General features: G+C 62.3%; 12 protein-coding genes. 6 read left to right on the top strand and 6 right to left on the bottom strand.

Going from position 1 to position 14,015, the window contains the following annotated elements:
- The first annotated feature begins 21 nt into the window (after positions 1-21).
- Positions 22-1,494: a right-handed parallel beta-helix repeat-containing protein gene (locus WF331_RS01525; protein ID WP_284359823.1), complete on the top strand. Its 1,473-nt coding sequence runs from the start codon at positions 22-24 to the stop codon at positions 1,492-1,494.
- Between the two features lie 190 nt (positions 1,495-1,684).
- Positions 1,685-2,065, top strand: a complete 381-nt coding sequence (locus tag WF331_RS01530) for a hypothetical protein (RefSeq protein WP_016498414.1) — start codon at positions 1,685-1,687, stop codon at positions 2,063-2,065.
- Positions 2,066-2,070: 5 nt separating this feature from the next.
- Here the strand turns inward: WF331_RS01530 and WF331_RS01535 are convergent, their stop codons facing one another.
- The 4 genes from WF331_RS01535 to WF331_RS01550 all read right to left on the bottom strand — a co-directional run bounded on the left by WF331_RS01535 (position 2,071) and on the right by WF331_RS01550 (position 7,142).
- A complete protein-coding gene (locus WF331_RS01535; RefSeq protein WP_016498413.1) occupies positions 2,071-2,907 on the bottom strand; it encodes a CvfB family protein in 837 nt (278 codons plus the stop codon).
- Between the two features lie 106 nt (positions 2,908-3,013).
- Positions 3,014-5,458 (bottom strand): TonB-dependent siderophore receptor, encoded by a 2,445-nt coding sequence (locus WF331_RS01540; RefSeq protein ID WP_340622589.1) that lies wholly within the window; start codon positions 5,456-5,458, stop codon positions 3,014-3,016.
- A 227-nt stretch (positions 5,459-5,685) separates the two neighbouring features.
- Positions 5,686-6,627, bottom strand: a complete 942-nt coding sequence (locus WF331_RS01545) for a FecR domain-containing protein (RefSeq protein WP_340622590.1) — start codon at positions 6,625-6,627, stop codon at positions 5,686-5,688.
- Positions 6,624-7,142 (bottom strand): sigma-70 family RNA polymerase sigma factor, encoded by a 519-nt coding sequence (locus WF331_RS01550; RefSeq protein WP_114942483.1) that lies wholly within the window; start codon positions 7,140-7,142, stop codon positions 6,624-6,626. The genes WF331_RS01545 and WF331_RS01550 overlap by 4 nt, the downstream gene beginning before the upstream one ends.
- Before the next feature lie 147 nt (positions 7,143-7,289).
- Here WF331_RS01550 and WF331_RS01555 point away from each other — a divergent pair, with 147 nt between their 5' ends.
- Positions 7,290-8,150: a DUF6279 family lipoprotein gene (locus tag WF331_RS01555; RefSeq protein WP_197863942.1), complete on the top strand. Its 861-nt coding sequence runs from the start codon at positions 7,290-7,292 to the stop codon at positions 8,148-8,150.
- 129 nt (positions 8,151-8,279) lie between these two features.
- Here WF331_RS01555 and aceK read toward each other — a convergent pair whose 3' ends face one another.
- Positions 8,280-9,989: a bifunctional isocitrate dehydrogenase kinase/phosphatase gene (gene aceK / locus WF331_RS01560; RefSeq protein ID WP_016498408.1), complete on the bottom strand. Its 1,710-nt coding sequence runs from the start codon at positions 9,987-9,989 to the stop codon at positions 8,280-8,282.
- Positions 9,990-10,273: 284 nt separating this feature from the next.
- On the opposite strand from aceK, the gene WF331_RS01565 reads away from it, so the two are divergent.
- Together WF331_RS01565 and WF331_RS01570 are read left to right on the top strand one after the other, a co-directional pair.
- Complete coding sequence (locus WF331_RS01565) at positions 10,274-11,149, top strand: DMT family transporter (protein ID WP_016498407.1); 876 nt, start codon at positions 10,274-10,276, stop codon at positions 11,147-11,149.
- Between the two features lie 13 nt (positions 11,150-11,162).
- A complete protein-coding gene (locus tag WF331_RS01570; protein WP_041167633.1) occupies positions 11,163-11,621 on the top strand; it encodes a DUF4265 domain-containing protein in 459 nt (152 codons plus the stop codon).
- A 3-nt stretch (positions 11,622-11,624) separates the two neighbouring features.
- Here WF331_RS01570 and WF331_RS01575 read toward each other — a convergent pair whose 3' ends face one another.
- A complete protein-coding gene (locus tag WF331_RS01575) occupies positions 11,625-12,506 on the bottom strand; it encodes a DMT family transporter (RefSeq protein ID WP_084967147.1) in 882 nt (293 codons plus the stop codon).
- 553 nt (positions 12,507-13,059) lie between these two features.
- Here WF331_RS01575 and pvdO point away from each other — a divergent pair.
- A complete protein-coding gene (gene pvdO, locus WF331_RS01580) occupies positions 13,060-13,920 on the top strand; it encodes a dihydropyoverdine dehydrogenase (protein ID WP_284359845.1) in 861 nt (286 codons plus the stop codon).
- Positions 13,921-14,015: the final 95 nt, after the last annotated feature.

A 14,015-nucleotide genomic window follows, 5' to 3' on the forward strand; every position in this document is an offset into this window, starting at 1 on the left:
GTTTTCCGGATACCCGCACCCATGCGTCTGATGCCTGCGCTGGTGGCCTTGCTGCCACTGCTCCCCCTGCCCGCCCTGGCCGCCGCACCGGCCAACCCCGAAACCCTGCGTGTCGAGCGCTACGCTGACGACGACCAGCCCGGCTCGCTGCGCTGGGCCATCGAAACCAGTAACCAGAACCCCGGCCACTACAGCATCGACATTGCCGCCGTCGGCCAGCCGCCCTACGTGATCCGCCCCAGCCGTGCGCTGCCGGAAATCAAGGGGCCGGTGCGCATCACCGGCCTGCCTTGGGCCCGCGATGGCCAATACATCGCCATCGACGGTTCGGCCTACATCAAGGACCAGGGCGTACGTACCTGCCCCGGCGCCCTGCCCGGCCAGTTCGGCACTAACGTGCGCACCACCACCAACCCCGGGCTGGTGCTGCGCGACACCCAGGGCGTGCACCTGAGCGGCCTGGAAGTGCGCAACTTCTGCATCGGCATCCTGGTCAACCGCGCCAGCGGCAACGTGATCGAAGACAACCGCATCGTCGCCAACAAAGGTGGCGCGGGCATCATGCTGACCGGTGACGACGGCGCGGGTAACCCCACCGCCACCACCACGAACAACAACAAGGTGCTGCGCAACCAACTGATCGACAATGGCGACGGCCTGGAGCTGACCCGCGGAGCGGCATTCAACCTGGTGGCCGACAATCTGTTCCGCTCCACGGCGGCCAACCCCGAACCCTCGCAGGGTATCGAGATTCTGCTGGGCAACGACAACAGCGTGGTGCGCAACCGCTTCGAGAACTACTCCGACGGCCTGCAGATCAACTGGGGCAAGCGCAACTACCTGGCGGCCAACACCTTCAGCGGCAACTCGATCGGCGTCAGCGTCACCGGCGAGGGCAACATCCTCGACGGCAACCTGATCCACGGCAACCGCATCGGCGTTGCACTGCGCCCGGAACCGGATGCTACCGCCACGCGCCTGAGCGGCAACCGCATCTGGGGTAACAGCCAGGATATCCGCCGCTGTGAAGCGGGCGGTTCGTGCGTGCCGGGCCAACGCACCGGCGCCATCGTGTTTGGCGTGCCTGCGCAGGCGCATGCGCTGTATGTAGGTTCGCGCGGGGTGGGCGCCGACTTGCCGAAGAAAGACCAGGCGATCATCTGCGATGCCAACGGCGAGCCCAAGCCTTGCCAGCCGCTGCCCAACCATAACCAGCAGGCGCCAAGGCTGATTGCGCTGGAAGGCAATGTGTTGCGCGGTGAAGTACAGGGGCCGGAATCGAGCCTGCTGCGGGTGGAGTTCTTTGGCAATGCCGAGGCGAATGGCACCGAGGCGGAGCAGTACCTCGGGGAGGTGCTGGTGAACAGTGACAGACAGGGGCAAGCGCGGTTTGCACAAGTGCTGGAGAACATCGGTGGGTTGCGCAGCTTTACCGCGACCGTAACCACTGCCGATGGGGCAACCTCCGAGTTGAGCCTGCCGGTTCGGCGGTAAGGCTTCCCGCCTCTTCGCGGGCTTGCCCGCTCCCACAGGGACCGCACGGTTTACAAACCCGTGGTAAACCTGTGGGAGCGGGCGAGCCCGCGAAGAGGCCGGCACAGGCACCGCAAGTTACAAACCTTGCCCCGCCCGTTGCCACCCCTCACAATGCAGGCCTTCATAGCGTCAACCCGCAGGAACCTGCATGAAACTCGACAAACCCGCCGCCATCGCCCGGCGCAACGAAGCATTGGCCAAGCCGGTGCTGAACAGCAGCAACACCCTGTTCGCCATCCTGGACAACAAACGCAACCTGTGGTGGTTCGAAGTGCCCGTGAAGCTGCTGGGCAAGGGCCAGGCCGACTGGGTCAACCTGCTGCTGCACACGCCAGAGAGCGATGAGCTGCAGCACCTGAAAGTGCCCACCAACTTCCTCAAGGCTCACCTGGAGCAGATGGAAGTGCGCAAGCCCGGCAAGCGCCGCTCCACCATCAGCCTGGCCCTCAGCGCCGACCGCGACTCGCTGCTGCGCGACACCCGTCCGGGTGGCGAGCAGCTGGACTTCCGCAACTTCGTACAGCCGTAAGGCCGTCAGGCCTTTTCGATGCGATCGTCATGGATGACGATCAGGCCCTGCTTGAACAACGCGCCGATGGCCTTCTTGAAGTTGCCCTTGCTGACGTTGAACAGCTTGCTGATCAGGGCCGGGTCGCTCTTGTCGCACACGCCCAACACCCCGCCTTCAGCCTCCAGGCGCGCCATGATCTGCTCTTGCAGGCTGTCGGCCAGGGCCGCACCTACCGGTTGCAGGCTCAGGGCGATCTTGCCGTCGTGGCGCACTTCCTTGATGAAGCCTTTCTCGTGCATGCCCGAACGCAGGAACTTGAACACCTCGTTCTTGTGGATCAGGCCCCAGTGACGGTTGTTGATGATGGCCTTGAAGCCCATCGGCGTTTCGCCGGCCACCAGCAACTCGACCGGTTGCCCGACTTTGTAGTCGGCCGGGGTGACGTCGAGGTAACGGTCCAGGCGTGACGTGGCGGTGATGCGGCGGGTGCGCTTGTCGAGGTAGACGTGCACCACGCAGTAATCGCCGATCTTCAGCTGCCGTGCCTCTTCCGAGTACGGCATCAGCAGGTCCTTGGGCAGGCCCCAGTCCAGGAAGATGCCGGCACCGTTGATGTCCTTGACCTTGAGGCTGGCGAACTCCCCCACCTGCACCTTGGGCTTTTCGGTGGTGGCGATCAGCTGATCTTCGCTGTCCAGGTAGATGAATACGTTCAGCCAGTCATCCACCTCGGTTTCGGCGTTTTTCGGGATGTAGCGCCCCGGCAGCAGGATCTCGCCATCGGCGCCGCCGTCCAGGTACAGGCCGAAGTCCACGTGCTTCACGATTTGCAAACTGTTGTAACGCCCAAGCAGAGCCATTTCCGATGATCCTCAAGACAAGGGGGCTATTTTCCAGACAGACACGGGGTGGTGTCAAAGCTTCCGGACGGTTGCCCCTTTGTGCTTGACGTTCTGGGGCGCTGGATCAGAAATCGTAGCGCAGGTCCAGCATCGCGTTACGCGGTGCGCCATAATGGCCATAGCTGCCGGCTATACCGGAGTAGTATTTTTCGTCAAACAGGTTATTCACGTTAATAGTGGCCGTCAGCTGTTCAGTCACCTGGTAGCGAGCCATGAGGTTGACCACGGCAAAATCGTCATCCTTGGCCTTGGCATTGTTGATGTCGGTAAAGGTCAGCGATTTGCTCGAATCCCAGTTCACGCCGCCGCCAACTGTCAACTTGTCCCAGTCGCCCTTTAGGTGATAGGTGGTCCACAGGCGGAAGGTGTCCATGGGCAATTGAGTGGTCAGGCGTTCCCCATCGGCACCCTTGGTTTTGGCGTGACTGTAGCCTGTCTGCACGTTCCAGCCCGGTGCGATCTCACCAGTAACCTCAAGGTCAAAGCCCTTGGTCTTCGCCCCATCGACTGCACGATAAGCCGAAGAGCCGGTCGGTGTGAGCTGGCCAGGATCGAGTTCGGCAAAATTGTCGCGCTCGACCATGAACACAGCAGCGCTGGTGTTAAGCCGGCCTTGGAAGAACTCGCCTTTCCAGCCTGCTTCGTAGTTCTTGCCGACTACCGGTTCGAGGACTTTGCCATCCTTGTCCATCGACGTTTGCGGTTTGAAGATGTCGGTGTAGCTGAAGTACACGGATTGTTCAGGCGTAAGGTCATAGATCACACCTGCGTACGGCGTTACCTGGCCGGTTTCACGCATCTTGCTGACTGTATTGGTGTTGGCGATCAGGGACGTCAAGTCTGAGCCGTAGGTGTACTGCGAAACCCGGGCACCGAGCAGCAGATGCAGATCATTGGTAAGGTTGAAACGGTTGGCTACGTAGTAGCCGCTCTGACGTGTCTTGATGTTGAAAATCAAGGATGGGCGGTAGCCGTCGCGTGCCAGATAGTTGTCCCAGTTGTAGAAGTTGAAGGTGGCGATGCCGCCTGTCTGGGAGTGGTGGTCATTCTCGTACTCAGAGTAGTTGTAGCCCAGTACCAGGTCATGACTGCGACCTAATAGGTCGTAGGTACCGGCGAGGTTGACGTCCAGGCCTTTTTGCGTCTGGTCGGCAGAAATCTTGGCTCGCTCGGCGCTTGCCGAACCGGTTGCCTCGTTGAGGTAAGCGACACCGGACGTGCTCCGGTACCAACCCAAGTCGGCATCGCGGTCCACATCCATATAGTTGGCCACTACCCGGAGCTTCCAGTCGTTCACCAACTGCTGCTCCAGGGTAGCGGTGTAGTTCATGGTTTCGAAATCGTCATACATCCACCGTGCGCCGGAGCTAGTGGAGCGGGAGAAATCGGTTTGCTTGCCATTGGTGAACAACAGCGGAACACCAGGCGAGCCAGTCGACCGGTATTTCTGATAGTCGACACCAAAGCGGGCCAAGGTCGTGTCGGTCACATCAGCCTCGATGACCCCATAAAAGATCTCGCGTTTCTGGTCGTACCAGTCCATGAACGTGTGGCTGTCTTGCTTGGCCGCAACCATGCGTCCTCGTACGTTGCCGCTTTCGGTCAACGGGCCAGATACGTCGGCTTCGCTGCGATAGTTGCCCCAGGAGCCTACGCTGCCCTTGATATAGGACTTGAACTCATGGGTTGGCTTTTTGCGGATCAGGTTAATGACCCCGCCAGGTTCACCTGCTCCCGTCATCAGGCCTGTGGCACCGCGGACGATCTCTACCCGATCGTACAACGCCATGTCCAGAAGTGTGCTGGGCATGTTACGCGTCTGGTTTTCCTGGCTTGTATTGACGCCATCGAATTGGTAGGTGTCGATAGCACTGCCGCGGGAATAGACGTTGAAGCGTTCTCCTCCATCTTGGGAAATGGTGATACCTGGCGTCTGTTTCAGCACATCGGTAATGGCGCCTAGATGTTGATCATCCATACGTTGACGGGTAACAACAGTGATAGATTGCGGCGTTTCACGAAGCGACAGATTCATCTTGGTGGCGGTGCTGGTCAACCCGGTCGTATAAGACCCGGTCCCTTCCGTCGTAGCCCCAAAACCCGAGGCATTGATGCTTGTCGCGCCCAGTTCGAGCGCTCCATCCGTCGAGCGTGGCACCAGCACGTAATTGCCATTGCTCGCGGCCATCACCTGCAGGTCAGTGCCGGCCAGCAACCGGGCAAAACCTTGCTCGACGCTGTATGTCCCCTGCAAACCCGGGCTGCGCTTGCCCTGGGTCAGTTCTGCGTCGAACGACAACACCACCCCGGCATCACTGGCAAAACGGCTGAGCACTGCACCCAGTGGCCCTGCGGCGATGGCATAGCTGCGAGCGGCTTCGGCGGCACTGGCTTGCCCGGCGCTGGTCAGTGGATGAACTACCCCGGCCTGCAGCAGCAAGGCGGCGCTGAACATGGCGACAACGAGGGGTTTTCTGGGGTAGCTGTGGCGGGTAACACGGGGGTGCATGGGGGGCTCCTTCAAAGGCCAGTGGTGGCGGTTTGCAGGAGGGGTCGTGTGAAACCGGAAAACCGACAATGCAAACGAGAAATATTTTAAAAAACTGTTTCCTGCACTATGCGGTCGCTTTGAGACCCTTCGCGGGCATGCCCGCTCCCACATTTACTGCAACAGCCTTGCCCCCTGTGGGAGCGGGCGCGCCCGCGAAGGGCTGCGCAGCAGCCCCAATCCCAGGTTCAGGCTAAAGGCCGTACCCGCACCCAGAACCGCGTGCGGGTTTCGATCCGCACTGGCAGCGCCTGGGCGATGGCGTCCAGTGCGCGTGCCGTATCGTCCAGCGGGAAGGCCCCGGACAGGCGCAGGTGCGAAACCTCCTTCGAACACTCGATGAAGCCCGGGCGATAGCGCTGCAACTCATCCAGCACCCGACCCAGCGGCCAGTTGTCGATCACCAACCGTCCATTGATCCATTCGTCCCGGTTCGGGTCTAGCAACTGTGGCGCGGGCAGCGGCCCTGAGCCAAAGCGCAGGCTCATGCCCGCCTCCACCCGCAACGGTTCAGGCTCTGCCCGGTTGCGCACGGCAACGGCATGCTCAAGCACATCCAGTTCTGTCTGCCCGTCCAGCTGGCGCACGACAAAACGCGTACCCAACGCGCGCATCTCGCCCTGCTGGCTGCGCACGCTGAGTGGCCGTGCATCCTTGCCTGTGGTCACCATGATTTCCCCAGCACGCAGGATGATCAGGCGCTGCTGGTGGTCGTAACGGATGTCCACGGCACTGGCCGTGTTCAGGGTGAGCTGGGTGCCATCTTCCAGCCGCAGCTGACGCCGCTCGCCCGTGGCCGTGCGCACATCGGCCAGCCACAGCGGCGTCTGCCGGTAGCCAGTCCAGGCCAGGCCCGACACGCCAAGGCCCAGCACCAGGCCCTTGAGCACGGTACGCCTGCCTGCCAGTGGTTGTTCCACCAACAACGTGCGCTGCGCCACGGTCGCCGGCACGCTGCACAGCTCGGCGTGAAAGGCCTCCAGCCGCTGCCAGGCCCACTGATGAACAGGGTCGCCCTGGTGCCACGCCTGCCAACGCTGGTACAGCGCCGGGTAGTCCGGCCCGGCACTCAAGCGGGCATGCCACTGCGCCGCATCGCGCAGCGCCTGGCGTTGCTGCGCCGGGCTCACAGCTCGGCATCCAGCGCGAACAGCAGGCACTGTTCGGTGGCCTTGGCGATGTATTTGGTCACCGAACTTACAGACACCCCCAGGCGCTCGCCGATTTCGGCATAGCTCAAGCCTTCGAGGTGCGACAGAAACAGCGCCTGGCGCACCTTGTGGTTCAGGCCGTCCAGCATGGCATCGAGCTGCAACAAGGTTTCCAGCAGGATCACCCGTTGCTCGGCAGACACCTCCAGCAACTCCGGCTCCAGTGCCAACGCCTCCAGGTAGGCCTGCTCCAGCGAGCGCCTGCGCAAATGGTCGACCATCACCCGCTTGGCCACCGTCGCCAGAAAATTGCGTGGCTCACGCAACGGGTGGGCCACTGTGCTGGCGATCAGGCGCACGAAGGTGTCCTGGGTCAGGTCCGCCGCCCGCTCCCGGTCGCCCAGGCGCCGGCGCAGCCAGCCTTGCAGCCAGCCGCTGTGGTCGCGGTACAGGCAGTGCATGTCATCGTGCGGTGCAGGCGGGACCTTGTACACGCAATCATCCTTGTAACGATGCGGATAAGAATTAGTCGCAATAATAGTGAGATTGCCGATGGAAGGGAATCGCCATTGCTGCGATGCAATGGAACCCTGCGGCTACCCTTACCTCTACCGATTGGCCGCCACTGCAAGGAACAGCAAATGCCTGCACGCCTGTCCAAAGCCCTGCTTATCACCCTCGGCTTCGCCCTGGCGCTGGCCGCCTGCAGCCGCATCGACCTGGCCTACCGCAACCTGGACCGCCTGGTGCCATGGTCGCTGGGCGATTACCTGGACATGAACAGCGAGCAGAAGGCCTTGCTCGACGACCGCTTGCGCGAACACCTGGCCTGGCATTGCAAGACCCAGCTGCCCGGCTACATCGACTGGCTGGACCGGGTACGCGGCATGGTCGCCGATGGCCAGGTGACCGACCAGGCGCTGGAGCAACGTACCCGCGAGGCCCGTGAGGCGATTGGCCGGGTGGCAGAGGAGATCACCCCGTCGGCCACGGAACTGTTGCGCGGCATGAGCGACAGCCAGGTGGCGGAAATGCGCGAGGCGTTCCGCGAGGACATCAGCGAACGGCAGAAAAAGTACGTGGATACCCCGCTGCCCAAGCAAATCGCCCGGCGTAGCGAGCGCATGGAGAAACGCCTGACCCCGTGGTTTGGCGAGTTGACCGCAGCGCAGAAGCAGCGGGTGCAGGCCTGGTCCGCAGCGCTGGGCGACCAGAACCGCGAATGGATCGCCAACCGCGCCCACTGGCAGCAGCAATTGTTGCTGGCGATGAACCAGCGCAACGACGCCAGCTTCGAGCCACGCCTGGCGACACTGCTGCAACGCAAGGAGAGTTTATGGACGCCTGAATACCGCTCAGCGTTTCAAAATACCGAACAACAAGCGCGCAGTTTGCTGGTGGACCTGGTGCAGCAGAGTACCCCGCAACAGCGGCGGTTCTTGCAAGAAAAGCTGGGCAAGGTGCGGACTGATTTCAGTGAATTGAAGTGTTTGAAGGGTTGAAGTCACTGGTTGCCTGTCTTGGCCCTATCGCCGGCAAGCCAGCTCCCACAGGTCCCGGAGAAAGCTCAGCCCTGTGGCAAGCCTGTGGGAGCTGGCTTGCCGGCGATAGGGCCAAGACAGGCCAAGCATTTACCGGGCCTTGCGCCGGTACGGAAACACATCAATCACTTTCCCCTCGCGAATTGCCGCCTGCAGCCCCTTCCAGTAATCCGCGTCATACAACTCCCCATGCAAGCGGCTGAACAACCGTCGCTGGCCAATATCGGCAAACAGGAACGGCGGAAACTCTTCGGGGAATACGTCGTGGGGCCCGATCGAGTACCACGGTTCGCCCGACATCTCGTCCTCCGGGTAACGCGGTGGCGGGATATGGCGGAAGTTTACCTCGGTCAGGAAGCTGATCTCGTCATAGTCGTAAAACACCACCCGCCCATGGCGGGTAACACCAAAATTCTTCAGCAACATGTCACCGGGGAAAATGTTTGCCGCCGCCAACTGCTTGATGGCCAGGCCGTAATCCTCCAGCGCCTCCAGCACCTGGCCTTCGCTGGCATGCTCCAGGTACAGGTTCAAGGGCGTCATGCGCCGCTCTGTCCAGCAGTGGCGTATCAGTACCGTGTCACCCTCCAGTATTACCGTCGACGGCGCCACCTCCAGCAGCTCGGCCAGGCACTCCGGCGCGAACTTGCCCTGTGGGAAGCGAAAATCGGCAAACTCCTGGGTATCGGCCAGGCGCCCCACGCGGTCAACGCTTTTTACCAGCCGGTATTTATCGATCACGGTGGCGCGGTCAACGGTTTTTGAGGGCGAGAAGCGGTCCTTGATGATCTTGAACACGGTGTTGAAGCCCGGCAGGGTGAACACACTCATGACCATGCCCCGCACCCCAGGCGCCATGACGAAGCGGTCTTCGCTGCCGGCCAGGTGGTTGATCAGCGCCCGGTAGAACTCCGACTTGCCGTGCTTGTAGAAACCGATGGAGGTGTACAGCTCGGCAATGTGCTTGCCCGGCAAGATGCGCTTGAGGAAGTTGACGAACTCTGCCGGCACCGGCACATCGACCATGAAATAGGAGCGGGTAAAGGAAAAGATGATCGACACCTCGGCCTCGTCGGTGATCAGCCCATCGGCCTCGATACCATGCCCTTCGCGGTGCAGCAGCGGTATCACCAGCGGCCACTGCTCGTCGCTGTTGTACAGCCGGCCGACCAGGTAGGCACCCTTGTTGCGGTACAGCACCGGCGAAAACAGCTCCACCGCCAGCGTCGGGTCTTTGCAAACCCAGTCCGGCAGGCACTCGCGCAGTTGCTCTTCAAGGCGCGACACGTCGCTTTCAAGGTCGCCATAGGCGAATGCGTAGTCGGAAAGAATCGCCCGCAGCAGGCCCTGCAGATTGCCATCGGGGCGATAGGTACAGGTTTGTGTGGCGCGCTGGTGGCTGCGGATGGACGGCCGGGTGGTGTGGATGAACATGCAGCCGTCGCTGATCTGGTCATGGCTGAACAGGCTGCAGAACAACGAGTTGTACCAGGTCTCGGACAATTCATCGTCCAGGCGCGGGTCGATCAGGCGTATGTAGGCACTTTTCACCAGAGGCCACTGCTCGACCTCCAGCAGCACCTCGTCATCGAACGCATCACGCAACCAGCCGTTGACCTCGCCGACCTTCTGTTCGTAAAGGTTGATCCGAGCGGCGGCAGCCCGCTGGCTGTCTTGCCAACGCGCCTGCTCGAAGCGCTCGCGGGCGCCGAGGGTGATGCGGCGGAAATGCTCGCGGTAGTCGTCGAAGCCATCGAGGATCATCCGGGCGATCTCGCCTGCAGGCCAGTGCTGGGTCATGCGGTGGGCCTCGGTGCAAAGATTGAGTACTGAGCTTAGCCGCCCTTGTGGTCATGGGTTAATGCCACACCTCGAAGGCCTGCATGGCCTTTGCAGGAGCAGCCTTGTGCTGCGAAGAGGCCGGTACAAGCACAGGTATTTTTCGCCTGTACCGGCCTCTTCGCAGCACAAGGCTGCTCCTGCAAGGGCCGTGCAGAGCGCAATGGATTGCACCGCAAGAAAGCACAAGAATCCCCCCGCCCCCTGGCGTACACTCGCGCCCTGCCCTGTACCCGGAGACCGCCGTGAGCCCCATCGCCCTAGCCCGCCTGCTGACACTTGCTGCCGTCTGGGGGGCGAGCTTTTTGTTCATGCGCATCATCGCCCCCGAGCTGGGCACGGTGCCGACCGCATTCTTCCGTGTGTCCATTGCCTGCCTGGGGTTGATCGGCATCGTCGCGGCCGCCCGCGTGCGGTGGGACTTCCAGGGCAAGCTGGGTGCCTGCCTGGTGCTGGGCATGATCAACTCCGGTATCCCGGCCACCTTCTATTCCGTTGCCGCTCAGGTATTGCCGGCCGGCTACTCGGCGATCTTCAACGCCACCACACCACTGATGGGCGTGCTGATCGGCATGCTGTTCTTCCGCGAGCCCATGACCCTGCCCAAGATGTGCGGCATCTTCCTTGGCCTGTTTGGCGTCGGCATCCTCAGCGGCGCCGGGCCAGTGGCGCTGGACATGGCCCTGGTGCAAGGCGCCCTCGCCTGCCTGGCGGCCACCACCTGCTACGGCTTTGCCGGCTTCCTTGCCCGCCGCTGGGTCAGCGGCCTGGACAGCCGCCTGTCAGCGCTGGGCAGCATGCTCGGCGCCACCTTGCTGCTAAGCCCACTGTTCGCCTGGAGCGCGCTGAGCCAGCCACCCGCCAGCTGGGGCGGCTGGCAGGTGTGGCTGTCGCTGCTGGGCCTGGGGCTGTTGTGCACGGCGTTCGCCTACATCCTGTACTTCCGCCTGCTGGAAGAAATCGGCCCGGTAAAGGCCAGCACCGTGACCTTCCTGATCCCGGTGTTCGGTGTATTGTGGGGGGCGTGGCTACTGGACGAGTCGCTGTCCATGGGGCACCTGTACGGCGGCTTGCTGATTGGCATGGCACTGTGGCTGGTGCTGCGCCCGGCGCGCAACTGAAGCGGGGCCCACGATGAACAGCATGTACAAAAAGGTCCTGTTCCGCCTGGAACAGGACGAGAACGGCTACCCGCCGGCCTCGGTCGAGGGCCTGTGGGCCAAGGCCGTGGAAGGTGGTTATGCCGTCGACAACATCCCCTTCCATGTTTACGGCATTGCACCAGGTGATGTAATCACCACCCGTGAAGAAAACGGCGAAACCTGGTTCGATGCACTGCGCAGCAGCAGCGGCAGCTCAGTGTTCCGGGTGCTAGTAAAGCCCCCGGAAACCCTGGACCAGGTAAGTGCGGCCTTGCAGGACTTCGGCTGCAACTGCGAAACCGAGCAGGCCGTGAAGATGCTGGCTGTCGAGGTCCCGCCGCAACGTTCGCTCGACACCCTGCTCTACTACCTGCTCACCCAGCGCGAAGCTGGGCTGCTGGACTTCGAGGAAGGCGTGCTACGCCACACCATCCCCGAAGAATTCCGCTAGGGCCTACGCCTGGGCAAGGCGCGCGGCGGGCTTGCGAAACACGAACAGCAGGCCCACCACGATCAACCCCATGCCCAGCAGGCTGAGCGGTGCCAGGCGGTTGCCGAAGATCAGCAAATCCATCACTGCGGTCACCGCCGGCACCAGGTAGAACAGGCTGGTGACATTGACCAGGTTGCCCTTGGCGATCAGCCGGTACAGCAGCAAGGTCGCCAGCAACGAAACCACCAGGCCCATCCACAGCAGCGCGCCGACAAAGCCGCCGGTCCACTCGACATGCAGCGGTTGCAACGGTGCGAACACCGCGCACATGGCAAAGCCGGCCAGGTACTGCAACGGCAGCGTGCCCATAGGGTTATCGGTGATGCGCTTCTGCAGGATCGAGCCCAAGGTCATGCTGGCCAGCGCCAACAGGGCAAACAGCATTCCCGCCAGCGAGACCCCGCCCAGGTTGATGCCCTGGTAGACCACCATGATCAAGCCAGCCAACCCCAGCCCAAGGCCGAACAGACGGCTCCACGAGCGCTGACGCTCCATCAGCACCACGGTGAGGATCGGTTGGACCCCCATGACCGTGGCCATGACGCCAGGGGTGACATGGGTGTTGAGCGCCAGCAAGTAGAAAATCTGGTAGGCGCCGAGCAGCACACACCCGGTACCCAGGGCGCGCAGGATGGCCCCACGGCTGCGCGGCCAGCGCAGCCCCAGCAGCGGGCCGATCAGCAGCAGGCCGGCCAAGGCCAGCGCCGAGCGCAACAGCAGGAAGGCGAACGGGCTGGCATGCGCCAGGCCCAGCTTGGAGACGATCGCCCCACTGCTCCACAGCAGGACGAACAGGCTGGTAGTGGCCGCCGAGGCCACGGATGCTTTGGTAAAGACAGACATGTATTGCCACCTGATAGTAGGCAGGAAAGCCAAACGGACGGCGTGCGCTTCAGCGAGGGAAGTAGCCGACCGTGTTCAGTAGGTTGCGTGTGCGAAGGGGTTCGGCAAGCAGCCGATCAGCCCAGCACGACCACGCAAGGAGGCGGAGCTACGCCGCCTACAACGCCACTGACAGGTGGTGGGTAGTGACTGATCATGACCGGCTGCAGGCTGCCACGCACGACCATGCCCGCGACTGGCGCGATAGCAAAGCATGTGGTGGAAGGGCTGGCTGGCATGAACAGATCTTCGGGAATAGAACAGTGGGTTGGACTATAGCCCGGTGCCACATGGCTGGCAACTACCAGGCCGACACACTGCTGTGCAGGGGCAGCCTTGTGCTGCGAAGAGGCCATCACTCCCTGCACATATGTATGAGGCAGCACTGGCCCTTTCGCAGCACAAGGCTGCTCCTACACAGGCCACATCCGATTGGCCACTGGTTAATTTTCCATCGCTCCGGCTCGTCTGAATGCGAAACGCAGCACGCATTCACCCGTTCCGAGGATCACCCATGAACGCAAAAGCCTGGCTCTACCGGCCAGCCCAGATCACCTGCCTGCTGCTGGTCAGCGCCTACGCCCACGCCGCCAAGCCCGGTGATGTTTTCAAGGACTGCAAGGACTGCCCGGAAATGGTCGTGCTACCCGCCGGCAGCTACGTGATGGGCGCCCCCGACGACGAAGTCGGCCGCCAGCCCGACGAAGGCCCGTTGCACACCGTGACCTTCGCCAAGCCCTTCGCCATGAGCCGCTACCAGGTGACCGCCGCCGAGCTGGACGCCTACATCAAGGCCACCGGCACCGTCATCAAGAGCGGCGACGACCGCCCCGGCCGCTGGTGCGAGGCCAGCAAGCCGACCTATAAGCAAGGGCCCCGCCAGCCGGCGGTGTGCGTGGACTACGACGAAGTTCAGGCCTACACCCAGTGGCTCGCCAAGACCACCGGCAAGCCCTACCGCATGGTCAGCGAGGCCGAGCGCGAATACGCCGCCCGCGGCGGCTCCACCGGTCCGTTCCCCTTCCCCTTCGACGAGCCGGGCAAGTACGAAATCAGCAAGCACGCCAACACCTACGGCCCTCGCGACGGCTACACCTACACAGCCCCAGTGGGCAGCTACCCGGCCAATGCCTTTGGCATGTACGACATGCACGGCAACGTCTACGAATGGGTTGCCGACTGCTACCACGAAAGCTATGAAGGCGCCCCCACCGACGGCAGCGCCTGGATTCAGGACCCGAAATGTATCCGCGCGCACATGCGTGGCAACGACTGGGGCGAGCCGCCAATTTTCTCCCGCTCGGCCAACCGCAATGACCGCCTCAAGACAACCCGCGGCGACTTCCTCGGTTTTCGCGTAGCACGTGAACTGTGAAGTTGTGACGCGGTTAACGCAGCACCGCTGAAAAAAACAGCCAATAAGAATCGTTCCGGTTTTTCACAGGTGCTGCGTCACATAGCTGACATTAA

This window comes from Pseudomonas sp. YNh (assembly GCF_037993085.1).
GTDB classification, from domain to species: domain Bacteria; phylum Pseudomonadota; class Gammaproteobacteria; order Pseudomonadales; family Pseudomonadaceae; genus Aquipseudomonas; species Aquipseudomonas putida.

What these genes read in the sequence shown, in the direction of transcription:
- WF331_RS01535 (WP_016498413.1), bottom strand. Translation starts at nt 2,907, where the DNA reads ATGGCTCTGCTTGGGCGTTACAACAGTTTGCAAATCGTGAAGCACGTG.
- WF331_RS01570 (WP_041167633.1), top strand. Translation starts at nt 11,163, where the DNA reads ATGAACAGCATGTACAAAAAGGTCCTGTTCCGCCTGGAACAGGACGAG.
- pvdO (WP_284359845.1), top strand. Translation starts at nt 13,060, where the DNA reads ATGAACGCAAAAGCCTGGCTCTACCGGCCAGCCCAGATCACCTGCCTG.
- aceK (WP_016498408.1), bottom strand. Translation starts at nt 9,989, where the DNA reads ATGACCCAGCACTGGCCTGCAGGCGAGATCGCCCGGATGATCCTCGAT.
- WF331_RS01575 (WP_084967147.1), bottom strand. Translation starts at nt 12,506, where the DNA reads ATGTCTGTCTTTACCAAAGCATCCGTGGCCTCGGCGGCCACTACCAGC.
- WF331_RS01530 (WP_016498414.1), top strand. Translation starts at nt 1,685, where the DNA reads ATGAAACTCGACAAACCCGCCGCCATCGCCCGGCGCAACGAAGCATTG.
- WF331_RS01555 (WP_197863942.1), top strand. Translation starts at nt 7,290, where the DNA reads ATGCCTGCACGCCTGTCCAAAGCCCTGCTTATCACCCTCGGCTTCGCC.
- WF331_RS01525 (WP_284359823.1), top strand. Translation starts at nt 22, where the DNA reads ATGCGTCTGATGCCTGCGCTGGTGGCCTTGCTGCCACTGCTCCCCCTG.
- WF331_RS01540 (WP_340622589.1), bottom strand. Translation starts at nt 5,458, where the DNA reads ATGCACCCCCGTGTTACCCGCCACAGCTACCCCAGAAAACCCCTCGTT.